This is a genomic window from Acidovorax sp. FG60 (assembly GCF_057808995.1).
On sequence record NZ_JBMDJC010000026.1, the window covers coordinates 54,238 to 76,698 of the forward strand.

The following is a 22,461-nucleotide window of genomic DNA, read 5'->3' on the forward strand; positions in this document are numbered from 1 at the left end:
CTGCTTACAAGGTGCCCCCAACCATGAACCCATCAGCAGAGCCCCTGGTCCGCTTCAGCGGTGTGCAAAAGACGTACGACGGTGAACAACTGGTGGTGCGCTCGCTAGACCTGGACATCCAGCGCGGTGAATTCCTGAGCCTCCTCGGGCCCTCGGGCTCGGGCAAGACCACCACACTGATGATGCTGGCGGGGTTTGAGTCCCCTACTGCGGGCGACATCCTGCTCGATGGCAAGCAGATCACCGGCACGCCGCCCCACAAGCGCAACTTTGGCATGGTGTTCCAGAACTACGCGCTGTTCCCCCACCTCACCGTGGGTCAGAACGTGGCTTACCCGCTCACCGTGCGCAAGGTGCCCAAGGCCGAACAGGCCGAGCGTGTGAAGAAGGCGCTGGACATGGTTCGCCTGACCGGCATGGCCGACCGCCTGCCCACGCGCCTGTCGGGCGGCCAGCAGCAGCGCGTGGCGCTGGCCCGCGCCCTGGTGTTCAACCCCCAGCTGGTGCTGATGGACGAGCCCCTGGGCGCGCTGGACAAGCAGCTGCGCGAGCATATGCAGATCGAGCTGAAAGAACTGCACCGCCAGCTGGGCGTGACCTTTGTCTACGTGACCCATGACCAGGGAGAGGCCCTGACCATGAGCGACCGTGTGGCGGTGTTCAACGAAGGGGTCATTCAGCAACTCGCGGATGTGGAAACCCTGTACGAAGCTCCATCCAACCGATTCGTGGCCGGCTTTGTGGGCGACAACACGGTGCTTTCGGGCACCCTGCAAGGCGCGGGCGCCGACACCGCCATCCAGCTGCCAGGCGGCTACCTGTTGCCAGGAGTGAACGTGAACCAGGCCGCACTGGGCTCTGCCGTGCACGCCTGTGTTCGGCCCGAACGCATCGTGCTGCATGCGCATTCCGAGTACCCCAAAACCTCGGCCATTCCCGCCACGGTGGCGCGCGCCATCTACTACGGCGACCACCTGCGCCTGATGTGCGACCTGGGCCATGGCCAAGAGCCCGCCACGGTGAAGGTGGCGCTGGCTTCGTCCGCTAGCAACCCCCATCCACAGCCGGGTGATGCCGTGCTGCTGGAGTTCCCCCCGGTCTCCACGCGCATTTACGCGGTCTGACCACCGGCACAGCCACACCCTTTTCCCGTCCCCTGTTCCTCCACAACCCCAAGGAAAAACTGCACCATGAAAAAGAGCCTTATCGCCTGCGCCTCCCTGGCCGCCTGCCTGGCACTTCCCAGCTTTGCGCAGCAGCAACTGACCGTCGTGAACTTTGGTGGCGCCAATGCCAACGCGCAGAAAAAGGCGTTCTACGAGCCCTATGAAAAGCTGGGCAACAAGATCGTGGCCGTGGAATACAACGGCGAGCAGGCCAAGGTCAAGGCCATGGTCGAGGCCAAGAAGGTGACCTGGGACGTGGTGGAGCTGGAGTCGCCAGACGCTGCACGCGGCTGCGACGAGGGCCTGTATGAAAAACTCGATTACAGCAAGATCGTGAGCAAGTCCGACCTGCTGCCCGCTGCGGTGTCCGACTGCGCCGTGGGCATCTTCGTGTGGTCCACCGTCATGGCCTACAACGGCGACAAGCTCAAGACCGCCCCCACGAGCTGGGCCGACTTCTGGGACACCAAGAAGATCCCTGGCAAGCGCGGCATGCGCAAGGGTGCGCGCTACAACCTCGAATTCGCGCTGATGGCCGATGGCGTAAAGCCCGCCGATGTTTACAAGGTGCTGGCCACGAAAGACGGTGCCGACCGCGCCTTCAAGAAGCTGACCGAACTCAAGCCCAACATTCAATGGTGGGAAGCAGGTGCCCAGGCGCCGCAGTTCCTGGTGGCGGGCGACGTGGTGCTGACCACTGTGTTCAACGGCCGCATCGACGCGGCCAACCGCGAAGGCCGCAATCTCAAGATCTACTGGCCCGGCGGCATCTATGACCTGGACTACTGGGCCATCCCCAAGGGCACACCGAACAAGGACGCGGCGGTGAAGTTCATCGCCTACACCATGCAGACCGCCAACCAGGCCGCCTACGCGCAGAACATCGCCTATGGCCCGGCCAACACCACGGCCCTCGCCAAGCTGGACAAGAAGGTGCTGGACGACCTGCCTACCTCAGCCAGCAACGCCAAGGAAGCCATCCAGTTCGGCGTGAGCTTCTGGGCCGATCAGGGCGAGGCGCTGGAGAAACGCTTCGCAGCCTGGGCCACCCAATAAGTCAGTAAACCGCACCCTCGGAGCACAAGACACCATGCAAGCCTCTTCTGCCATCGCCCCCGCCGCGCTTGCGCTGGACGCCCACGCACCCGGCGCACTGCGCAAGGCGCTGTCGCGTGCCGAAGCGCGGCGCAAATGGCGGGCCTTTGCCCTGACCCTGCCCTTGCTGGTGTTCTTGCTGCTCACGCTGCTGGTCCCCATTGCCGCGCTGCTGCAGCGCGGCGTGGAGAACCCCGAGGTCGCCAACACGCTGCCCGCCACCATCGAGGCCTTGCATGGTTGGGACCGCCACGAGGCGCCGGGCCCCGCTGCCTATGCCGCGCTGATCAAAGACCTGGCCCGCCTGCCCGACAGCTCTGATGCAGGTGCCCTGGCGCGCAGGCTGAACTCGGAAGTGCCTGGAGCACGTTCGATGGTGATGGGCGCTTTCCGCGCCCTGCCCCTGCAGGGCACGCCCGAGTCCATCCGCGACCAGCTGATCGACAAGGATGCACGCTGGGGCGAAGCGCCTTTCTGGCGTGCCATTGCCAAAAACGGGGCGCGCTGGACGCCCGACTACCTGCTCGCCTCGGTGGACCTGCAGCGCGATGCGCTGGGCCAGGTCGAACGCATGCCCGAGGAGCAGCGCGCGTTTGGCGGCATCCTGCTGCGCACCTTTCACATCAGCTTTGTGGTTACGGTGCTGTGCCTGCTGCTGGGCTACCCGCTGGCCTGGTGGCTGGCCTCGCTGCCCGCACGCCAGGCCAATGTGCTGATGATTCTGGTGCTGGTGCCGTTCTGGACGTCGATCCTGGTGCGCGTGGCCGCATGGATCGTGCTGCTGCAGTCCGAGGGGCTGGTCAACCGGGGGTTGATGGGCCTGGGCGCCATTGCCGAGCCTTTGCCACTGCTGTTCAACCGCACGGGCGTGGTGATTGCCATGGTGCACATCCTGCTGCCCTTCATGGTGCTGCCGCTGTACAGCGTGATGAAAAGCGTGCCACCCACCTACCTGCGCGCTGCGGTGTCGCTGGGCAGCTCGCCCATCGCCGCGTTCTTTCGGGTGTATGTGCCACAAACCTACCCCGGCATTGGTGCTGGGGCGCTGCTGGTTTTCATCCTGGCCATCGGCTACTACGTCACCCCCGCGCTGCTGGGCGGGGCCGATGACCAGATGCTGAGCTACTACATCGCCCGCTACACCAATGTGGAAGTGAACTGGGGCATGGCCTGCGCGCTGGGCGCCCTGCTGCTGGCCGCCACGCTGGTGCTGTACAGCGTGTACCGCCGGTTTGGCAAAGCCGAATTGAGCCTGGGCTAACCGCTTCAAAAGACACTCACCATGCGCCATCTTCTGCCCCAATTCCCCCTGTACGCCACACCGGCCGACAAGCTCGGCTGGTGGGCGGTGCGCGCCCTGTGCGTGGCCGTGCTGGTGTTCCTGCTGGCCCCCATCCTGGTGATGGTGCCGCTGTCGTTCTCCGAGAGTTCATTCCTGGCCTACCCCATTCACGGCTGGTCGCTCAAGTGGTACCGCAACCTGTTCGAATCCGCCGAGTGGGCCCGCGCCACGCGCAACAGCTTCATCGTGGCACCTGCGGCCACGTTGATCGCCACGGCCCTGGGCACACTGGCGGCGGTGGGTCTGTCGCGGGCCGACTTCCGCTTCAAGGGCCTGCTCATGAGCATCCTGATTGCGCCCATGGTGGTGCCGATCATTGTGGTGGGTGTGGCCACCTACCTGTACTTTGCGCCGCTGGGCCTGGCCGACAGCTACTTCGGGCTCATCATCGTGCACGCCGCCCTGGGCGCACCTTTTGTGCTGACCACCGTGCTGGCGACTCTGGCAGGCTTCAACCACAACCTCGTGCGCGCCTCACTGAGCCTCGGTGAGACGCCCTTCAACACCTTTTTTCGTGTGACGCTGCCTGTGATTGCGCCGGGCGTGATCTCCGGCGCGCTGTTTGCGTTTGCTACCTCGTTCGACGAGGTGGTGGTCACGCTGTTCCTGGCCGGTGCCGACCAGTCCACACTGCCGCGCCAGATGTTCAACGGCATCCGCGAGAACATCTCGCCCACCATCGCCGCGGTGGCCACGCTGCTCATCCTGTTCACCACCAGCTTGCTGCTGGCGCTGGAGTGGCTGCGCGGTCGCCGTGCCTGATATGCCCCTTGCCGCCCGGGAGTTCACATCGGCGACATGCGGCCGTCGCCCAGGCGGCTGACAATGACCGCTGCCGCTTCGTGCGTGAACCTCGATCTGCCCACGTTTAGCCCCCTTTCTCAAGGACCATCCCATGGACATGAAGACCTCCCCCCTCGCCCTGCTGAACGACCCCACCTTGCTCAAGACCGACGGCCTCATCAACGGCCAGTGGGTGGCAGGTAGCAGCCGCTTTGATGTGAACGACCCGGCCACGGGCCTCAAGCTGGCCGATGTGGCAAACCTGGGCCCGGCCGACGCCGAGGCCGCGATTGCCGCCGCCAACGCCGCCTGGGGCCCCTGGAAGACCAAGACGGCCAAGGAGCGCAGCATCATCCTGCGCAAGTGGTACGACCTGCTGATGGCCAACCAGGACGACCTGGGCCGCATCATGACCGCCGAACAAGGCAAGCCCCTGGCCGAAGCCAAGGGCGAAGTCGCCTACGGCGCGAGCTTTGTGGAATGGTTTGCCGAAGAAGCCAAGCGCATCAACGGCGAAACGCTGCCGCAGTTTGACAACAGCCGCCGCCTGCTGGTCTTGAAGCAACCCATCGGCGTGTGCGCGGCCATCACGCCATGGAACTTCCCGCTAGCCATGATCACCCGCAAGGTCGCGCCTGCGCTGGCTGCGGGCTGCCCCGTGGTCATCAAGCCCGCCGAGCTGACACCACTCACAGCCCTGGCCGCCGCCGAGCTGGCCATCCGCGCGGGTATTCCGGCCGGTGTGTTCAACATCCTGCCCGCAGACAGCGACAACTCCATCGCCATCGGCAAGGTGCTGTGCGCGAGCGACGTGGTGCGCCATATCAGCTTCACGGGCTCCACCGAAGTGGGCCGCATCCTGATGGCGCAGTCCGCCCCCACGGTCAAGAAAATGTCGCTGGAGCTGGGCGGCAATGCGCCCTTCATCGTGTTTGACGACGCCGACATCGACAGCGCCGTGGAAGGCGCCTTTGCCAGCAAGTACCGCAACGCGGGCCAGACCTGCGTGTGCACCAACCGCTTTTATGTGCAGGAAGGTGTGTACGACGAGTTCGTGGCCAAGTTCGCCGCCAAGGTCAAGACAGCCAAGGTGGGCAACGGTTTTGAAGCTGGGGTGAACCAGGGCCCGCTGATCGAGGAAGCGGCACTGACCAAGGTGCAGCGCCACGTGGACGACGCGCTGGCCAAGGGCGGCCAGGTGGTGGCCGGCGGCCAGCGCCTCACCAGCCTGGGCTCCGGCCAGTTCTTCGAGCCCACGGTGGTCGCCAACGCCACGGCCGACATGCTCTGCGCGCGCGAGGAAACCTTTGGCCCCTTTGCCCCGGTCTTCAAGTTCAAGACCGAGCAGGAAGCCATCGACGCAGCCAACAACACCGAGTTTGGCCTGGCCAGCTACTTCTACAGCCGCGACGTGGGCCGCATCTTCCGCGTGACCGAGGCGCTGGAATACGGCATGGTCGGCGCCAACGTGGGTATTCTGGCCACCGAGCACGTGCCCTTTGGCGGCGTCAAGCAGTCGGGCCTGGGCCGCGAAGGCTCGCACTACGGCATGGACGACTACGTGGAGATCAAGTACCTGTGCCTGGGGGACATTCAGAAATAAGCAGTCCCACAAAATGCTACTTATTTTATAGCTTCTAGCGCTTTACCAATAAGCGCTAGCAGCCAAAATCATTCAAATTCTGGCGGCTGACGGTTGGTGTAGCTCGCGTTGCCCAGCCCCGTGCCCACCGTCAGCACCGCCCAGCGCTTCACGTCCTGCATGAAGGGCATTTCAGACAGGCCCTGCACCACGGCATCGTTGTGCAGGCACACCTGGGTGCGGCCGTCGCCGATGTGCGGTAGCCGCTCGCACAAGTCACGCGGCAGGTGAAAGCGGGTGCTCTCCCAGTTGCCCGGCAGGTTCTGCGTGCCACCGGCCAGCGAGCCGTCTTCCACGATGAGCCCCGGGCAGGCCACGCCGATGTAGGGCGCCAGGCGGATCTTCTTTTTCTCGGCGTACGCGATCAGGCCTTCGAGCAGCGTGGCGATGCCCTCGACCAGTTCGTCGCGCCGGGGTTCGTCGTTGGCATGGGCCCATTTCTCGCGGCGCACCACCTCGGCCAGCGAAAGATCGGGGGCGCGGTGCAAATGGGTTTGCACGATGCCGCAGCGCACATTGGTGCCGCCAATGTCCACCGCCAGGATGGCGTCGTAGCTTTGCAGCAGCGCGGGGGGCGCCAGGTGCACCCAGCCAATCAGGCCGCCCTCGTCCGCATGGTGGCGCAGCGTGCGCAGCTCCACGGGCACCTTTTCGGCCTTGAGGATCTTGCGGGTGCAATCGATGGCGCGGCCACCCACCTCGCTCTGGTGAAAGCCTCCGCCTATGATGATGCGCTCGACGCCGCGCCAGGTCTTGTGTTTCAGAAATCGCTGCACCACGTGCGCCAGCTGCATCGCGTAGTCTTCCGACGCGGCTTCGATGGCTTGGGCGGCCACGCCGTCTTTCTCCAGCAACGCATCCAGCTTATGTTTGCTGAGTTCGCGCGTGGGCTTGGTGCCCATAGGGTCCTTGCCCTCCATGGATGCATACAGCTTGCGCCAGGCATCGAGCATGTGGCGAAAGGCCGTGCGGCTGGCGACATCCCCCACATAGCCTTCGCCGTCGCTCAACTCGAGGCTATAGCCTTCGATGATGACCGAGGCCAGCCGCATGTCGCCATGCGGCCCGACGATGCCCAGCTCGCGTTGTGCCTTGGCGTCCTTGCCTTCCAGCGCCGTGCTTGGCTTCTTGCTGGCGGCGGGTTTCTGTGCTGAGTTCTTGTCTTTGGAAGCCATTCATTTCCTCACACGATAGTGCCCCTCCAAAGGAGGCCGTTCCAGAATGGTGGCGTGGGTGGCGGCCGCGTGGCGTCAGCCAATGGCTTGACATGCCCTACCGGATGGGCGCGCGCCCATGCCGTCATGCGTGCAGCATGCGCGGTCAAAACAACAGTAAAGGCAAGGGCGGGGGGAGATGATCAGCCGAAGAGGGCTGGAGCGGGTGAAGGGAATCGAACCCTCGTATGAAGCTTGGGAAGCTGCCGTTCTACCATTGAACTACACCCGCCTTCTGTAAGCCGTTGACGGACAACGTATTTCAGTGAGGCCTGTGAAAACACCGGCTTGGCAGTTGCCGCGCCAGAGTTTCATCAGCAACCGTATTGTAGCCACGCGGCGGCGCGCCCGAAACGGGTTTGGCCAGAGGCTTGCGTCCCATGTTTGCGCCCCTTCGGCGGGATGCAGACCGAAGGCAGCACAATGGAGCCTTCACAACTACCAGCGAAAGAAGGAAAAGCCCCATGCAACTGAGCGACGACCGCACGCAGGCCACCCTGGCAATCAACAAAACGCTCACAGCGCCAGAGATCGAAAATCTGATTCGTGAGTTGGCCATGTTGCGCTCGCAGATGACGCCTGAAGTCACCCCGGCCCCCCAGGACAGCAATGGGAGCGGGGTCCCGGTGATGTCGCAGGACAACCCCACCCTCGCCATCCAGTACCCGCTGGAAGACGCGCACGTCACCGTGTACCTGCGCAGTATCGGCCTGGGCTGGACCGCATGGCGGCTGCATCCCGACACCCAGCGGGCATTGGCTGAATTCTTCAATTCACGGCTTCCAAAGAGCGCGCCAGCCAAGGGCAAGCCCATTCCGTTTCGCTGATCCTGCCATGGCGTAGCTCCGCTAGCGCCCGCGAGTGCGCGGGCGTTCAGCCGGAGATTGCCGGGTTGTGGGAGCCCCCACGCGCCCGGTTTGGCACACGGGGGCTGGCACTGGCGCCACCCAGATTGAACTGCGCAATGGCAGACACCATCTGGTGCGCCTGCGTCTGCAGGCTGCTGGCCGCAGCAGCCATTTCTTCCACCAGGGCGGCATTCTGCTGAGTAGTCTGGTCCAGCTGCGTCACTGCCTCTCCCACTTGGCCCACACCAGCGGTCTGCTCGCTGCTGGCAGCGCTGATTTCAGAAACCATGTCGGCCACGCGCTGGATAGAGCTCACGACTTCCTGCATCGTGGTGCCCGCCTGATCGGCCAGCACCGAGCCCTGCTGCACCATGGCGCTGCTGGCGCCGATCAGTTCTTTGATGGCCTTGGCCTCGGCGGCGGTGCGCTGAGCCAGGTTGCGCACTTCAGCAGCCACCACGGCAAAGCCCCTGCCTTGCTCGCCAGCACGAGCGGCTTCAACCGCAGCGTTCAGGGCCAGGATGTTGGTCTGGAAAGCAATGCCGTCGATGACGCCGATGATGTCGGCAATCTTCTGGCTGCTGGTGTTGATGTCCTGCATGGTGCTGACCACCTTGGACACCACTTCACCGCCTTGCGCGGCCACGCGGCTGGCGCCCACGGCCAGCTGGTTGGCCTGGCTGGCGCTGTCGGCGTTGTGTCGAATGGTGGCACCCAGCTGCTCCATGCTGGCCGCTGTTTCTTCCAGAGAGCTGGCCTGGCTTTCGGTGCGGCCCGACAGGTCCTGGTTGCCTTGGGCGATTTCGGTGCTGGCCGACGACACGCTTTCGGCACTGGTGCGCACGGTGCTCAGGCTTTCTACCAGGCGGACACGAAAGCCTTCCATGGCCTGGGCCAGGCTGCCGATTTCGTCGCGGGATTTCAGGGTGACTGCGTGGGTCAGGTCGCCCTGCGCCAGGTAACCCAGCGCGGTGCTCAGCTGCTGCACGGGGGCACCCACCAAGCGGCGTGTGGCAACCACCAGTACCACCGTCAGCAGTGCCAGCGCCACCAGCACACCCAGCCACAGCCAGGTGAGCACGCTGCGGGCCTCGCCCATCATTTCAGACTCCGGCGCCTCGGCCACTATGGCCCAGTTCCAGGGCTTGTAGCGCTCCACCGCCACATAACGCGCGGCGGTGTCACCGTCGCCACTGCGGCGCGGCGACCAGCTCGATTCAAAATCGCCGGTTTGCTCGATACCCGACAGTGAAGCAAGCCAGGCCTTGGCCTCATCCACTTTCTCATCGACCTTGAGCGCTGCGTTGGCGCCCGTCAAACCAAAAACGTTGCCCCGTGCAGGGCCTGCTGAAATATTGACCGCGTAGACAGCGCCCGTGGCAAACAGCTTCTGGCCCGCCATCACGGTGTTGAGCTTGCCCAAAATGGGGCCGATGTCCGAACCGATGAACAGGATGCCGATGGTGCGGTTGCCTTCGCGGATGGGTTCATACACCGTCATGTACTCCCGGCCAAACAGATTGGCGCGGCCGATGAAGGTTTTGCCTTCGTTCATCAGTTCGTAGGCGGGGTGCTTGCGATCGAGAAGGGTCTTGTAGGCGCGGTCTCCGTCCTGCTTCTTGAGCGAAGTGGTCACACGGATGAAGTCGTCGCCCGTGCGCGCGAAGATGGTGGCGACGGCCCCCATGCTGTCTTTGGAAAACCGATCCACCACCTCAAAGTCGCCATTGATCGGCACCCCCTGAAATGCCAGCGTGGCCTCGGGCTTGCCGTCAGCCCCCGGCGCCTCGCTGAGCGAAAAATTGCCCGGAAAATTGGCCTTGAACAGGGTGAAATCGCGTTTGGCCTGCTCTTGCGCGGTTTCGTCAAACGTCTGCACCAGGGTGCGCAACTGGGCTGCGTATTGCTGGGCATCGCCGCGCGATAGCCGTCCAAAGTTTTGCCAGAGCAAGGCGCTGACGATACCCATGGTGATGAGCAGCACAAGCAGCAGGCTGAGTAACGCCGCAAGCGACAGCTTGAGCGCGACGGAACGGTGTGTGGTGGTGGGGCTCATTGTTGTTTTCTTCTGCAGTTTCCGGGCCCTCTGCCCAGAACAGGTAACCAAGTTACCTTATCTGTGTGTAAAAACAAAACCCAAGGCAATGCCATGCTTTCATGAGGGCCACCCAGCCCTCAACGAGCAAATAGCGATTACTAGTGGTAAACCCTAATCTTCCAGACTCAGCCGCTGCCTGCTCTCAAACATCCGCGGCACGCCCAACACCGGGTCCGCAAACTCCAGGGACCGCGCCAGCAGTTGCAGAGGCCGCGAGTAGTCTCCTTCGGGAGGATCGTTGACCACTGGATAGAACGGGTCGTTGCGCAGGGGCAGGCCCAACGCGGCCATGTGTACGCGCAGTTGGTGCCGTTTGCCGGTGATCGGCATGAGACGGTACCGGGCCCAGGCGCCAGACCTTGCCACCTCCAGCACCTGCATCTGCGTGTGGCTGTTGGGCTCGCCGGGCACTTCCTGCATGCGAAAGAACTGAGGGCTTTCCTCCAGGCGGCTCATGTGTTCGCGCGGAAACACGAGGTCTTCGCGCCACGACGCAATCGCGTCGTAGTGTTTGGTGATCTGCTTGTCACGGAACAGCGCCTGGTAGGCCCCGCGTGTGCGCTGCTGCACCGATAGCAGCACCAGCCCCGCCGTGTCCCGGTCGATGCGGTGCAGGGGCGACAGTTCAGGCAACCCCAGCTGTCGCTTGAGGCGCACCAGCAGTGTGTTGTGCAGATAGCGGCCCGACGGTGTCACGGGCATGAAATGGGGCTTGTCGGCCACCACGAGGTGCTCGTCCTGGTACAGCACCGTTTCTGTGAAAGGCAAGGCGGGCTCTGCGGGTAGGCTGCGGTAGTAGTACACGCGCAAGCTGCCTTCAAACGGCCGCCCGGGCGACACGGGCTCCCCGCGTTCGTCCACCACATCCCCCGCCTGCATACGCTGCAGCCATTCGTCGCGGGTCACGACGGGCAGACGCTGCGCCAGAAAGTCCAGCATGCTGCCCTGCCCCTGGCTGGGCAGCACCACGCAGCTTGGGCCCACTCCATCGCGCATGGGCGGGGCGTGGGGGTGGTGGGGGTTGTGCATGGTGCGCGGATTTTAGGGCGCGGCAGCACCGTTTTCCGCCTGTAGGACAAGGGCGGCAGTTGCGCCTGCACTGCCACTGGGCGCGCCAATGCGGGCTAGCATGAACCCAGGAGGCCCGGTGCCGCATGAGCAAACGCGGCACCCACCCATGTCCCGTGCAGCATGGCTGTTCTGCGGCATGCGGCCATAACCCATACACCCTTCATGCCGTCACCCACCACGCCTTCTGCCGATCTTCCCCGCCCTGCCGCGTCCACCGGCCACCCCGCACCCGCCTCGGGGGTTGGTCGACGTGTAGCACGGTGGTTGCTGGTGGCCCTGGGTGTAGTGGCCGCGCTGCTGGTGCTGCTCGGCGCCTTGCTGGCCGTGATCGACTGGAACCGTGCAAAACCCTGGGTTAACGAAAAAGTCAGCGAAGCCACGGGCAGGCACTTTGCGATTGAGGGCGAATTGTCGGCAGCCTGGCACTGGCCCCAACCCCTGGAGGAAGGATGGCGACGATGGATACCTGGCGTCACCGTCCAGGCCGAGCGCCTGGTGATGGACCAGCCGGCGGGGTTCATCCCCCCCTTCCAGCGTGCCGATGGCAAAACGCCTCCCAAGGACAACGCCGATCTGCCGGAAGCGCCCACCATGGCCCGCATCGGCAGCGCCACCGCCACGGTGCGCCTGCTGCCGCTGCTGGGGCGGCACCTGTCGATCGACACCGTGGCACTCACCAGCCCCCAGGTGGCGCTGGCCCGCACCGCCGATGGCACCAACAACTGGACCTTTGAGCGCAAGGACGGTCCCAGGAGCGGGTGGAGCTTCGATGTAGACCGGCTCGTGCTCAAGCAGGGCGTGTTGGCCTATGCCGATGGCATGAAAGACCTGGACCTGCAGGCGCGCATTGACACAACGGAGCCCATTGCCCCCACCAGCCCACCCGGCAACCCGGCCGCCAAGGCTTCCGCCAGCGCCGCCAGTGGCACAGCCCCGACGGCAGCGATCGCGGCCCCCGGCACATCCTCCCAGGGGGCGATGCCCTATGGCCTGCGCTTTGAACTGAAGGGCCGCTATGCCAAGGCCCAGATCAAGGGACAGGGGCGCGCGGGCCAGGTCATCAGCCTGCGCAACAAGGTGGTGAACTATCCGCTGCAGATTGATGCCAGCGCGGGCAGCGTGGCACTGTCGGCTGAAGGGGTGCTGGCCAACCCCGGGGCGCTCTCGGGGCTGGATTTTCAGGTGTTCCTCCAGGGCGGCAGCATGGCCGATCTGTACGACCTGACCGGGCTGGTGCTGCCCAACACCCCGGCGTTTGAAACGCGCGGACAGCTGACCGGGAGCCTGGAACCCGAACGCGCGGTGTGGGAGTACAACGATTTTCGCGGCAAGGTGGGTCAGAGTGATCTGCAGGGGTCGCTGAAATACACCTCGGGCAAACCGCGCCCCCGGCTCACCGGCACCATGACATCGAACCAGCTGCGCCTGGCAGACCTGGGGCCGACGCTGGGCACCCGCGTGTCCGGCAACACGCAACGCACCCGCAGCCAGGGTGGCAAGGTGCTGCCGGATTCGCAATTTGCGGCCGAGCGGTGGAATGCCATGGACATGGACATCGTGTTCAAGGGCCGCCACATCATCCGCCCCGAGAGCCTGCCGCTGCAGGACCTGAGCACACGCGCCGTAATGGAAAACGCGCAGCTCAGACTGGCGCCCCTCACGTTTGGCGTGGCAGAAGGCAAGATCGAATCGCAGGTCACCATCGATGGCCGCAGCGCCCCCCTCAAGGCCCAGATACGCGGCACCGTGCAGGGACTGCAGTTGTCGGCCCTGTTCCCCAAGGTGCAGCTCATGAAGAAAAGTTTTGGCCGCATGGACGGAGCCATTGCCCTGGAGAGCACCGGCAACAGCATGGCCGTACTGCTGGGCCACGGCACGGGCGAGATGCGCCTGTATGTGCGCGAGGGCACGCTGAGCAAGCAGATGCTGGACCTGGCCGCGCTCAACGTGGGCAGCATCATCGTGGGCAAGCTCTTTGGCGAAAACAAGGAAGTGCACCTGCGCTGCGCGGTGGCCGACTTCATGGTGGTGGATGGCTTGGCAACCGCCCGCGTCGTGAAAATGAGTACCGACGATGCTGTGGTGGAGGCCACGGGCACCATCGACCTGGGCACCGAGGCACTGGACCTGCGCATCAAGCCCGAATCCTTGCAATGGAAGTTCTTTTCGCTGCGTTCACCCCTGTATGTGAGGGGCACGTTTGGCAACCCGGATGTGGGCGTCGAGGCCGGACCGCTGCTGCTGCGCGCAGGCGCTGCGGTGATAGCCGCCGTGGTGGCCCCCGCCGCGCTGGCCCTGGTGCCCATCACCGTGCCGGCAGCAGACGACGACACCCATTGCAAGCCGCTGCTGAACCTGGCCCAACAGCCTGTCAAGCCCGGAGTCCAGGGGGCAGCCGGCACGGCCTCGCAGCCTGCACGGCAGGCCGCCAGCAAGGCAGACCCTTCGCGCTGATACACAGCGACTGCAACGATTGCGAGCGCGGAATAATCGCGCCATGAAAATTGCAAAGATTCTGAGCCTCACCCTGCTGGCCGTGCTGGTGGCGGGCCTGTTACTGCCGGAGCGCATCCAGATCCCCGTGGCCGGGGCCTCCGCAAAAGACTGGAATTCCAAGTCCTTCTGGTTCGAACCCTGGGGCAGCTCGGGTGTGCACAAGGGCATCGACATCTTTGGCAAGACCGGTACGCCAGTGCTGAGCACTACGGATGGCGTCGTGCTGTTCACAGGAGAAATCGCCAAAGGCGGCAAGGTGGTGCTGGTGCTCGGGCCGCGCTGGCGGTTGCATTACTTTGCGCACCTGGACTCGATCGGCACAGACGCCTTGTCCTTCGTGGCGTCTGGGGAGGCGATTGGCACGCTGGGCGCCAGCGGCAACGCGCAGGGCAAGCCGCCACACCTGCACTATTCCGTCGTGCGAATGCTGCCCGTGCCGTGGAAGGTGGATGGCGCTACGCAGGGCGTCAAAAAAGCGTTCTTCATCGACCCCCACGCTTATCTGCTGGAGCGGTGACCGCAAGGGAGTCAGAAGGATGATCCGAAGCGCTCCGAAGGTCAGTGAAAGTCCCGGCTACCCTGCAGCGCCTGGGCCATGCGACCGAGCAGCGGTGTCAAGTCCTTGAAACGCTGGGCCACCAGGTGGCGCACTACCGACGCTGATGGCGACGGCGCATCGGACCCCTCCCCCTCGGGCACGCTGCACTGCCACACGCCTTCCACCGCCAGCAATTGCGACCTGAGCAGCGCATTGCGCCATGTCTCCACCAGCGCAGGCCACACGATCACGTTGACGGGGCCCGTCTCGTCCTCCAGCGTGACGAACATCGTGCCTTTGGCCGTGCCGGGGCGCTGGCGCACAGTGACGATGCCGCAGGCGCGCACCTTGCGGCCATGGGGCACGGTGTTCAGTTGCAGGGCGGTCTGCAGGCGCCAGCGCGCAAGGCGCGGGCGCAGCAGGGCCAGCGGGTGGCGGCGCAGTGTGAGGCCGGTGGCGGCGTAGTCGAAAAGAATCTCTTCGCCCTCGGGCGCGGCGAGCAGTTGCAGGGGCGCTTCGTGCACGGGCACATCGCGCAGCAGGGGCGGTGCCGTGTGCTGCGCGGCCGCCTCCCACATCTGCTGGCGCCGGTGGCCTGACAGACCCGCCAGCGCATCGGCTGCAGCGAGCGCCTGTAGGTCTTGCTGGCTCAGCTGTGCGCGCAGGGCCAGGTCTTCGGTGTTGGCAAAGGCAGGGCCTGTAGCGCGGGCCTCTACCAGTCGTTCGGCAGCATCTTTGTGCAAGCTGCCCACCAGCCGCAAGCCCAGACGCACAGCGGGCTGCGGCAGTGGCGGCACGCCCAGCCCCCGCGCAGGTCTCAGCGGCTCTGGTGCGCCCTCCAGCGTGCAGTCGATGTCGCTGCAGGTCACATCGATGGGCAGCACACGCACGCCGTGGCGGCGCGCATCCTGCACCAGTTGCGAGGCGGTGTAAAAACCCATGGGCAACGAATTGAGCAGCGCGGCCAGAAAACACGCGGGCTCATGGCATTTGAGCCAGCTGCTGGCATAGGCCAGCAAGGCAAAGCTGTGGGCGTGGCTTTCAGGAAAGCCATATTCGCCAAAGCCCAGCATCTGCTGGAAGATGGCCTGGGCAAACTCGGTACGGTAACCACGCGCTTCCATGCCTCCGACCAGTGGGCGCTCGAACCGGTGCACGCCGCCCTTGCGCTTCCAGGCCGCCATCGACCGGCGCAGATCGTCCGCCATGCCGGCAGAGAACCCGGCCGCCACCATGGCGATCTGCATCACCTGCTCCTGAAAAATCGGCACGCCCAGCGTGCGCGCCAGGGCCGCTTCCAGTTCAGGCTTCTCCAATTGCAGTGGCTCGCCCCTGCGCCTGCGTTCGCGCGCCTGCAGGTAGGGGTGCACCATGCCGCCCTGAATAGGCCCGGGCCGCACAATCGCCACCTCCACCACCAGGTCGTAGAACTCGCGCGGGCGCAGGCGCGGCAGCATGCTCATCTGCGCGCGGCTTTCGATCTGGAACACGCCCACGGTGTCGGCGGCGCAGATCATGTCGTAGGTGGCGGGGTCTTCGCGCGGAATGCCCTGGAGGTCCCAGCGCTCACCGCGCAAGGCTTCGCGCAAATTCAGGCAGCGGCGCAGCGCGCTGAGCATGCCCAGGGCCAGCACATCGACCTTGAGCAGGCCCATGGTGTCCAGGTCGTCCTTGTCCCACTGGATGACGGAACGATCCTCCATGCTCGCCGGCTCCACCGGCACCAGGCGCGTGAGCTTGCCCTGCGTGAGCACAAAACCGCCCACATGCTGGCTCAGGTGGCGCGGAAAGCCTTTGAGGTCCGCCGCCAGTTCCAGCCACAGCTGGGCCGTGTGCCGGTGCAGCGGTGCACCCAGGCTTTCAGCCAGTTCCTGCAACCGGTCGGTGGCGAACTGTTCGTCAAACCAGTGGTGGTCCTTGGCAAAGGCATCGACCAAGGACGGCGCCACACCCAGCGCCTTGCCCACATCGCGCAGCGCGCTGCGCGTGCGATAGGTGGTAACCACGGCCGCGATGGCGGCGCGCTCGCGGCCGTATTTTTCGTAGATGTACTGGATGACCTCCTCGCGCCGGTCGTGCTCGAAGTCCACGTCGATGTCGGGCGGCTCCTTGCGCTCCTTGCTGATAAAGCGCTCGAACAGCAGGTGTGAGTTTTCGGGCGGCACGGCCGTGATGCCCAGCATGTAGCAGACCACCGAATTCGCGGCCGAGCCACGCCCCTGGCACAGGATGCCCTGGCTGCGCGCGTAGCGCACGATGTCGTGCACCGTGAGGAAGTACATCTCGTACTGGCAGTGTGCGATCAGGTCCAGCTCTTTGCGGATCTGCGCCTGCACCTTCTGTGGCGCGCCCTGCGGGTAAACGCCTTGCACGCCCACCTGCACCAGCCAGGCTAAGGCCTGCGCGGGGGTCATGCCAGCGGGCACGGTCTCCAGCGGGTACTGGTACTTGATTTCGTCCAGGGTGAACGTGCAGCGCCCCGCCACGGTGAGCGTGGCGTCCAGCAACTCGGGCGGATAGACGCCCGCCAGCCGCACGCGCCGGCGCAGATGGCGCTCGGCATTGGGCTGCAGCGCAAACCCGCATTCGCCCACGCTGCGGCCCAAGCGTACGGCGGTGATCACATCCTGCAGCGGCTTGCGCGAACGGGCGTGCATGTGCACATCGCCCGCTGCCACCAGCGGCAAGCCCAGCGCCGCACCCACACGCTGCAGCGTGGCCAGCCACAGGCTGTCGTCCGGGGCCAGGTGCAGTTCGACCGCCAACCAGATATGGCCATCAAAATTTGAGTCAAATTGGCCTCTAGCGCTGGATAGACAAGCGCTAATAGCTATCAAATCAGAAGCATCAAAGCGTTGCCGGATAGGCGCCAGCAGCAACTCGCACCCTTGCAGCAATCCCCAGGGGCTGCGCGGGCCCACGTGGTACTGCCCCTTGGATGCGACCGCACGGGCCGCGGTGATGAACTCACAAAGATTGCCCCAGCCCTCGGCATCGCGCGCCAGAGCCACCAGCCGCAGGTCGTCACCCCACAAAAACTCGCTGCCCACGATGAGGTGCAAACCACATTCCTTGGCGGCCTCCCAAGCGCGCACCACACCCGCCACCGAGCATTCGTCCGTCAGCGCTAGGGCCTGGTAGCCCAGCGCCAGCGCGCGCTTCACGAGTTCCTGTGGATGCGATGCTCCACGCTGGAAGCTGAAGTTGGACAGGCAGTGCAGCTCGGCATAGCCCGGCAGCACGGTGGCTTGTGCAGGCGATGCAGAGGAAGGTGTCAGGCCCATGGAGCCTCCGCAGAGATCACCCAAACACCCCATGCAGGAACCAGCGATGGGGCCGCACGGCGGCTGGGGGGCCGTCCGATACGGACGGCACCGGCGCCAGCCGCTCGCGGAACACCCACACCAGCCCCGCCACATCGTTGTGGGCCACAAAGTAGTCGCGCAAGGCCAGGGCACCTTCACCGGGGGCCGGGCCTGCGCCCTCCCCGGCCGCAGACCACCAGCCCGCTTCAAAGCGGTGGGGCCCGGCCAGCAGTCGCAGCAGGCCGTGGTGGCAGGGGCGGTTGCCCTGCACCGCCAGCCGCCGGGGCGGATTCAGCAGCCAGGTGGGCAGCAGCAGGGCATCGGGGGCTGCATCCAGCGCCGTATTGGCAACACTGACGGAGGCATTCCGGGCTGCAGCGTGCTTTGAGGCCGCCGCCGTCACGCGCAGCACCTCGGCCGCCGGGCGCCACTGCTGCATGCATTCGGGGCGGTGGTCGGCCTGCAGCACCGGGGCCTGCACATGGTCTGCTCCCAGCCGGGCTGACAGGCGCTCCAGCAACTGGTGCAAAGCCTCGCCCTGGGCGCCAGCAGGGTCGGCGCCGCCCAGATGGTCGGGCGGCAGCAGGCTCGCACTGCGGTGTGGCAGCGGGGCCGCCTCCAGCAAACGCAGCGTGATCTGATTGACCGGCGCGGCCAGCGTGGTGCGCGCCAGATTTTCAGACAACAGGCGCCGCAGATGCCCCATGTCCTGCGTGGCCTGCGCCGTGCGCACCTGCAGCGCCTGCGTGGGGGCGATGGCCACACCATCGATGCGCCGCAGGTCATGGCGCCAGGCCAGCTCCAGGCCCAGCACGCCCTGCTGCCGCGCTTGCAGCCAGCCTTGCAAGGCCGTGAGGCAGCGGCTGGCGCTCCAGAGCAGCGCATCGGCCGACTCTGCCAGCGCAGGCAACTCGCCCGTCAGCACAAACTGCTCGGGCAGCTCCAGCCAGGCGTGGGCCTCAGAGGCATCTCCCAGGGCCTGGTCCAGCACCCGCAGCACCGCCGCACCAAAACGCCGCGACACCCCGGCGCGGGGCAGCGCCCGCAGTGCCCCCCAGGTGCGGCAGCCCATGCGCTCCAGGCTGGCCACATGCGGGCGCAAGGCTGTGAGTGTGTGCAGAGGCAGGCTCAGCGGCCCCTGTGCAGGGAGAGCCTGCCCCGCCAACGCCACACGCAGCCGGGCCTGCGCCACCAGGGCGGTGGGGCCACTGCCCCAGATCACGGGTACACCCGTCGGTTGTGCGCCCGCCGCCGTCCCTTCCCCTACAGGCCCACACTCGCCAGCGACCTGGGCAGCGGGGGGGGCAGAGCCCCTGGCAGATGCCCCGGCCCAGGCCCAGGCCTGCAGCACCTGGGCCAGCAGCACTTCGCGCCCGCCCCACAGCCGCTCGGTGGTGGACACCTCCAGCAGCACAGCCTCTGCATCCACCAGTGCCACACGCGGGGTAAAACGCAAGGCCCACCAGCCTGCCGCAGCGGTGGGCACAGCCCCTGCAGGCGGTGCGGATGCCTCATCGCACCAGGGCAATGGCAGCGCGATCCAGTGCATGCGCCCTCCCCTCTGGCCCCGCCCCCAACGGCACCAGCAGCTCCAATGAAGGGCGCATGGGCAACGCCCCCGATGCCTTGGCTGCCGCAGCAAGGCGACCTGCCACCAAGGTGCTACCAGCATCCACCTGCGCTGCACGCCGGCGCCCGGCCTGGGCCGCCAGCACCTGGGCCAGCCGGGGATGACAGCCCGGCAGATCCAGCCCTTGCGCCAGGGGCGGCCCCCGGCGCTTGAGAATGTGCACCTGCATCCCGGGGACTGTGCATACACCTCCCGGCATGGCCATCCCCTGCACCTGTAGCCGCAGCAAGGCTGGTGAGGCCTGCGCCGCAGCACTGGCCGGGCGAAACACCCATAGCAGTTGACGTTGCTGCGCTGCTGCCAGTTGCAGCCTGCGCAGGGCTGCGGACTGCACCTGCGGCAGCCAGGCCATCACGGCCAGAACCTCCCGGCAACGCAACGCCTGCTCTGCCGCCCAGAGCGCAGCGGCGGCATCGGCCCGCACCACACACAGCCGCTCGGCTGACAAGCCCTGGGCCTGCAGCGCCGGTCCAAAAGGCTCGCAAGGCGGCGCTACCACCACCACCGCCCCCGAGCGCGGGGCAGTGGCCTGTACCAGGGCAGGCAGCACCAACTGCCATTCGTGCAGGCCCGCCAGGGGCTGCAGCACCTCGCTCAACGCCCCCACCGGCCAGCCCCCACCGGGCAACTGCGCATCCAGAGGACCATAACCGGTGGACTGCACCTGCAACTGGCCCGCACCCAATGCGTCCGCATGCCAGACACCGGGCACGGTCAATGGCAGATCGGACGCGACAACCCCCAGGGAGTGGCGTAGCGCAGGCATGGCGAAGACGAGAAGAACAATATGAATACTGTAAATATAACCAGTATTTCGAGCAGCGGGGCAACTGGCGGAGAAGACTTTGGGGTGAGGGGTTTTTGGAGGCAACGCGTCCCAGGCCCTATAAAGCTGGGCCAACGCACACCACGCTCCCTACAATGGGCAGGACAAAAAAGAGAGGGTCCGTTGAATGAAAACAATCCAATCGGCAGCAGTCGCCCTGTTGCTGCTCCTGTCCGGCAACACGTTCGCGGCCTATACGCTCTACTTTTTTGAAAGCGGTGGCAATGTGGTCGCCAGTGGCAGTGGCAGCCTGAATCTGGGGGCCCTCTCGCCTGCGGGCAGCGGGCCTCTGTCCCCCGGGGTCATTGCTTCGGCTGGGTTGGTCTTCACCGACACGGCTGGCACCGTGGACGCCTACCTGGGGATATCCGGCCCACCAGCGTTCGGAGGCGGAGGCCCTGTCGGGGCGAATGCTGGATCTGGCGACATGGTGGGCCTGGACAGCACAATGCCCGGTTTCGTCTTCGCCCCGGCAGGCTACGCCTCGGGCGCTGCGCTCACGTCCTCGGCCACCTGGACTGCGACCTCGCTGGCCAGCCTGGGGCTCACACCGGGCACCTATCTGTGGACCTGGGGCTCGGGCCCGACAGCGGATTCATTCACGGTCCACATCGGCATCGCGCCGCCAGCATCCATTCCGACGCTGTCTGAATGGGGGCTGCTGGTCCTCGCGGTGCTCATGGCTGGCTGGGCGATGCACCATCGGTTCTGGCTGCGAAGCCGGGTGGGCTGACCACCCTTTTCAAAGCTTCCGCACTGCCCAATCACACCAATCCGCCACCGCTGCATCCGCAGGGGTGGCGCGGTCTGCCAGCTGCGGCCAGCGGCGATAGCTGGCATTCACAATACTTTGCAGCTGCCACAGCGCCTCGCGCCCCACCAGCGCCACTTCAGCCATCCCAATGGCATCGCCCTGCAACTGGGTCATGAGTTCACCCTGCTGCCGAGGGTGTGAACCGGCCTCCAGCAAGGCTTTTTGCAAAGCCAGCAGACGCGCATCGAGGAACACAAAGGCGCTTCCCGGCAGTGCCTTGACACTGGTTTCGGGAGGCAGTGCGGTCTTGAGCTGATCCCAGCATTCAAAAGCTTCGGCCAGCAGGTCGATCTGGCGCGAGGCATCGTTACCCAGCGGCATGAGGGCAGATTCCCGGGCGACTTCTTCCTGCAGCAGGGGCAGGATGTGCGCCACCAGGGCCGATGGAAATTTGCGATGGTTCAGCCGCAGCACCAGCGACAGGCGCTGCGCGGGCATGTCGTCGTATTTTTCATAGAACGCCGCCACCACCTCGGCCAGCAACAGGATGCGGCCCAGGACAGAGATGTCCGCACCGGCCAGGCCACGCGGGTAGCCGCTGCCATCCATGCGCTCGTGGTGTTCCAGCACCGCCACATCCACAGCCCGGGGATAGACCTGGGTATCGCGGATCATGAGCATGGCGGTGATGGGGTGCGCCACCAGATGCTTGCGCTGAACACCAACGACCTTGTGGTCGGGATCGTCCCAGGCCGGATCCATGTGCAGCACACCCAGATCGTGCAGCAAGGCTGCTGCCGCAAGATTGGCGCAGTCGCGCTCAGCAAGACCGCTTTTGATGCCCAGGAACACGGCCACCGTCATCATCTGCAGGCTGTGTTGAAACAGTCCGGGCCGCTGATCGCGCATCACGGTGAGCTTGCAGGCCATGGATGGAGGCAAGGGCAGCGAGCGCAGCGGCGCCAGCAGCCGGGCCGCCGAGCCGAGGGCTTCTGCCAGCAGGTTGGGCAGCACCTCCTGTTCGCTCATGGCCTGCCCCGCCGCGAGCAAAGCGGGTACGTCCACGGGATTCTCGATGGACAGATGGCGGTCAATGGGCTCGCGCAGCTTGTGCTGCACCAGGCGGTCATACAGGCGGCTGTCGATGCGTGCGCCTTTTTCGACCAGCTTGATACCTTTGTCGGTGTAAATGGCTGCGTCAGCAACCACCGTGCGCCGGTCAGCCATGTCGGTCAACGCGCGCAAGTAGTGGGGGCTGTCCGAAGTGTCGATGCCCGCAGGCGCAAGGGTGTCCGTCATGCAGATAACAAAAGCTTATTCGGGACTATAGAGCGTTCTCCCCGAGGGGCATCCACGAAAAATACCCGGGCCCCACACAGTCTTGAGCCAGATCAAGTCCCAGTCGCCGCCCCCCCGTGTTTCACAAGGCCGGGAGACTTCCCTGCACGCCATTCACCACCCGATTCAGCCCGTCCTGCAGCCATGGATCACCATTCCGGATAAACGCTTCATTCATTGCATGCAAAAGCGGTTCAAGCCTTCTTTTCAGGCTAAAAATTTGGGTAAACCCTGAAATTCTCTGGCGGCATTGTTTCCAATACTGGAACAGTTAGTTTGCGACTCGGTGGTTTTTCTTTGGACTTCACCCGCGTA

General features: G+C 65.2%; 16 protein-coding genes and 1 tRNA gene. 9 read left to right on the forward strand and 8 right to left on the reverse strand.

What is annotated here, in order from left to right:
• Positions 1 to 23: 23 nt before the first annotated feature.
• The 5 genes from ACODS0_RS25090 (at position 24) to ACODS0_RS25110 (ending at position 5,989) form a co-directional block, all read left to right on the forward strand.
• A complete protein-coding gene (locus ACODS0_RS25090; RefSeq protein ID WP_218300988.1) occupies positions 24 to 1,124 on the forward strand; it encodes an ABC transporter ATP-binding protein in 1,101 nt (366 codons plus the stop codon).
• 66 nt (positions 1,125 to 1,190) lie between these two features.
• Positions 1,191 to 2,222: an ABC transporter substrate-binding protein gene (locus ACODS0_RS25095; protein ID WP_010458579.1), complete on the forward strand. Its 1,032-nt coding sequence runs from the start codon at positions 1,191 to 1,193 to the stop codon at positions 2,220 to 2,222.
• 34 nt (positions 2,223 to 2,256) lie between these two features.
• Complete coding sequence (locus tag ACODS0_RS25100) at positions 2,257 to 3,522, forward strand: ABC transporter permease (RefSeq protein WP_487262787.1); 1,266 nt, start codon at positions 2,257 to 2,259, stop codon at positions 3,520 to 3,522.
• 21 nt (positions 3,523 to 3,543) lie between these two features.
• A complete protein-coding gene (locus tag ACODS0_RS25105) occupies positions 3,544 to 4,365 on the forward strand; it encodes an ABC transporter permease (protein WP_487262786.1) in 822 nt (273 codons plus the stop codon).
• Positions 4,366 to 4,498: 133 nt separating this feature from the next.
• Entirely contained in the window at positions 4,499 to 5,989 is a 1,491-nt protein-coding gene (locus ACODS0_RS25110; protein WP_488837870.1) for an NAD-dependent succinate-semialdehyde dehydrogenase, read from the forward strand.
• Between the two features lie 68 nt (positions 5,990 to 6,057).
• Here the strand turns inward: ACODS0_RS25110 and ACODS0_RS25115 are convergent, their stop codons facing one another.
• Both ACODS0_RS25115 and ACODS0_RS25120 read right to left on the reverse strand, forming a co-directional pair.
• A complete protein-coding gene (locus ACODS0_RS25115) occupies positions 6,058 to 7,203 on the reverse strand; it encodes an ROK family protein (protein WP_488837871.1) in 1,146 nt (381 codons plus the stop codon).
• A 197-nt stretch (positions 7,204 to 7,400) separates the two neighbouring features.
• Positions 7,401 to 7,474: transfer RNA gene (locus tag ACODS0_RS25120), tRNA-Gly, on the reverse strand.
• Positions 7,475 to 7,706: 232 nt separating this feature from the next.
• Here ACODS0_RS25120 and ACODS0_RS25125 point away from each other — a divergent pair.
• Positions 7,707 to 8,069, forward strand: a complete 363-nt coding sequence (locus tag ACODS0_RS25125; RefSeq protein WP_218300983.1) for a hypothetical protein — start codon at positions 7,707 to 7,709, stop codon at positions 8,067 to 8,069.
• A 46-nt stretch (positions 8,070 to 8,115) separates the two neighbouring features.
• On the opposite strand, the gene ACODS0_RS25130 is transcribed toward ACODS0_RS25125, so the two are convergent.
• Entirely contained in the window at positions 8,116 to 10,146 is a 2,031-nt protein-coding gene (locus ACODS0_RS25130) for a Cache 3/Cache 2 fusion domain-containing protein (protein WP_488837873.1), read from the reverse strand.
• A gap of 153 nt (positions 10,147 to 10,299) precedes the next feature.
• Positions 10,300 to 11,217, reverse strand: coding sequence for a pseudouridine synthase (locus ACODS0_RS25135; RefSeq protein ID WP_488837875.1), 918 nt, complete (start codon positions 11,215 to 11,217; stop codon positions 10,300 to 10,302).
• 204 nt (positions 11,218 to 11,421) lie between these two features.
• Between ACODS0_RS25135 and ACODS0_RS25140 the strand changes: the two genes are divergently transcribed.
• Together ACODS0_RS25140 and ACODS0_RS25145 are read left to right on the forward strand one after the other, a co-directional pair.
• Positions 11,422 to 13,713 carry an AsmA family protein gene (locus tag ACODS0_RS25140; RefSeq protein ID WP_488837877.1) on the forward strand — a complete coding sequence of 764 codons (2,292 nt, stop codon included), beginning with the start codon at positions 11,422 to 11,424 and terminating at the stop codon, positions 13,711 to 13,713.
• Between the two features lie 43 nt (positions 13,714 to 13,756).
• Positions 13,757 to 14,272, forward strand: a complete 516-nt coding sequence (locus tag ACODS0_RS25145; protein WP_488837879.1) for a M23 family metallopeptidase — start codon at positions 13,757 to 13,759, stop codon at positions 14,270 to 14,272.
• Positions 14,273 to 14,313: 41 nt separating this feature from the next.
• Here the strand turns inward: ACODS0_RS25145 and ACODS0_RS25150 are convergent, their stop codons facing one another.
• From ACODS0_RS25150 to imuA, 3 genes are read right to left on the reverse strand one after another with little or no spacing between them, the layout of a single operon-like run.
• Positions 14,314 to 17,577, reverse strand: coding sequence for an error-prone DNA polymerase (locus ACODS0_RS25150; protein WP_488837881.1), 3,264 nt, complete (start codon positions 17,575 to 17,577; stop codon positions 14,314 to 14,316).
• Positions 17,578 to 17,593: 16 nt separating this feature from the next.
• Positions 17,594 to 19,147, reverse strand: a complete 1,554-nt coding sequence (locus ACODS0_RS25155) for a Y-family DNA polymerase (protein ID WP_488837883.1) — start codon at positions 19,145 to 19,147, stop codon at positions 17,594 to 17,596.
• Positions 19,110 to 19,994 (reverse strand): translesion DNA synthesis-associated protein ImuA, encoded by an 885-nt coding sequence (gene imuA / locus ACODS0_RS25160; RefSeq protein ID WP_228895105.1) that lies wholly within the window; start codon positions 19,992 to 19,994, stop codon positions 19,110 to 19,112. The genes ACODS0_RS25155 and imuA overlap by 38 nt, the downstream gene beginning before the upstream one ends.
• Before the next feature lie 187 nt (positions 19,995 to 20,181).
• Here imuA and ACODS0_RS25165 point away from each other — a divergent pair, with 187 nt between their 5' ends.
• Positions 20,182 to 20,787, forward strand: a complete 606-nt coding sequence (locus ACODS0_RS25165) for an IPTL-CTERM sorting domain-containing protein (protein WP_488837885.1) — start codon at positions 20,182 to 20,184, stop codon at positions 20,785 to 20,787.
• 9 nt (positions 20,788 to 20,796) lie between these two features.
• On the opposite strand, the gene ACODS0_RS25170 is transcribed toward ACODS0_RS25165, so the two are convergent.
• Complete coding sequence (locus ACODS0_RS25170) at positions 20,797 to 22,107, reverse strand: HD-GYP domain-containing protein (protein WP_121506551.1); 1,311 nt, start codon at positions 22,105 to 22,107, stop codon at positions 20,797 to 20,799.
• Between the last annotated feature and the right edge of the window lie 354 nt (positions 22,108 to 22,461).

What these genes read in the sequence shown, in the direction of transcription:
- ACODS0_RS25090 (WP_218300988.1), top strand. Translation starts at nt 24, where the DNA reads ATGAACCCATCAGCAGAGCCCCTGGTCCGCTTCAGCGGTGTGCAAAAG.
- ACODS0_RS25095 (WP_010458579.1), top strand. Translation starts at nt 1,191, where the DNA reads ATGAAAAAGAGCCTTATCGCCTGCGCCTCCCTGGCCGCCTGCCTGGCA.
- ACODS0_RS25100 (WP_487262787.1), top strand. Translation starts at nt 2,257, where the DNA reads ATGCAAGCCTCTTCTGCCATCGCCCCCGCCGCGCTTGCGCTGGACGCC.
- ACODS0_RS25105 (WP_487262786.1), top strand. Translation starts at nt 3,544, where the DNA reads ATGCGCCATCTTCTGCCCCAATTCCCCCTGTACGCCACACCGGCCGAC.
- ACODS0_RS25110 (WP_488837870.1), top strand. Translation starts at nt 4,499, where the DNA reads ATGGACATGAAGACCTCCCCCCTCGCCCTGCTGAACGACCCCACCTTG.
- ACODS0_RS25115 (WP_488837871.1), bottom strand. Translation starts at nt 7,203, where the DNA reads ATGGCTTCCAAAGACAAGAACTCAGCACAGAAACCCGCCGCCAGCAAG.
- ACODS0_RS25125 (WP_218300983.1), top strand. Translation starts at nt 7,707, where the DNA reads ATGCAACTGAGCGACGACCGCACGCAGGCCACCCTGGCAATCAACAAA.
- ACODS0_RS25130 (WP_488837873.1), bottom strand. Translation starts at nt 10,146, where the DNA reads ATGAGCCCCACCACCACACACCGTTCCGTCGCGCTCAAGCTGTCGCTT.
- ACODS0_RS25135 (WP_488837875.1), bottom strand. Translation starts at nt 11,217, where the DNA reads ATGCACAACCCCCACCACCCCCACGCCCCGCCCATGCGCGATGGAGTG.
- ACODS0_RS25140 (WP_488837877.1), top strand. Translation starts at nt 11,422, where the DNA reads ATGCCGTCACCCACCACGCCTTCTGCCGATCTTCCCCGCCCTGCCGCG.
- ACODS0_RS25145 (WP_488837879.1), top strand. Translation starts at nt 13,757, where the DNA reads ATGAAAATTGCAAAGATTCTGAGCCTCACCCTGCTGGCCGTGCTGGTG.
- ACODS0_RS25150 (WP_488837881.1), bottom strand. Translation starts at nt 17,577, where the DNA reads ATGGGCCTGACACCTTCCTCTGCATCGCCTGCACAAGCCACCGTGCTG.
- ACODS0_RS25155 (WP_488837883.1), bottom strand. Translation starts at nt 19,147, where the DNA reads ATGCACTGGATCGCGCTGCCATTGCCCTGGTGCGATGAGGCATCCGCA.
- imuA (WP_228895105.1), bottom strand. Translation starts at nt 19,994, where the DNA reads ATGCCTGCGCTACGCCACTCCCTGGGGGTTGTCGCGTCCGATCTGCCA.
- ACODS0_RS25165 (WP_488837885.1), top strand. Translation starts at nt 20,182, where the DNA reads ATGAAAACAATCCAATCGGCAGCAGTCGCCCTGTTGCTGCTCCTGTCC.
- ACODS0_RS25170 (WP_121506551.1), bottom strand. Translation starts at nt 22,107, where the DNA reads ATGACGGACACCCTTGCGCCTGCGGGCATCGACACTTCGGACAGCCCC.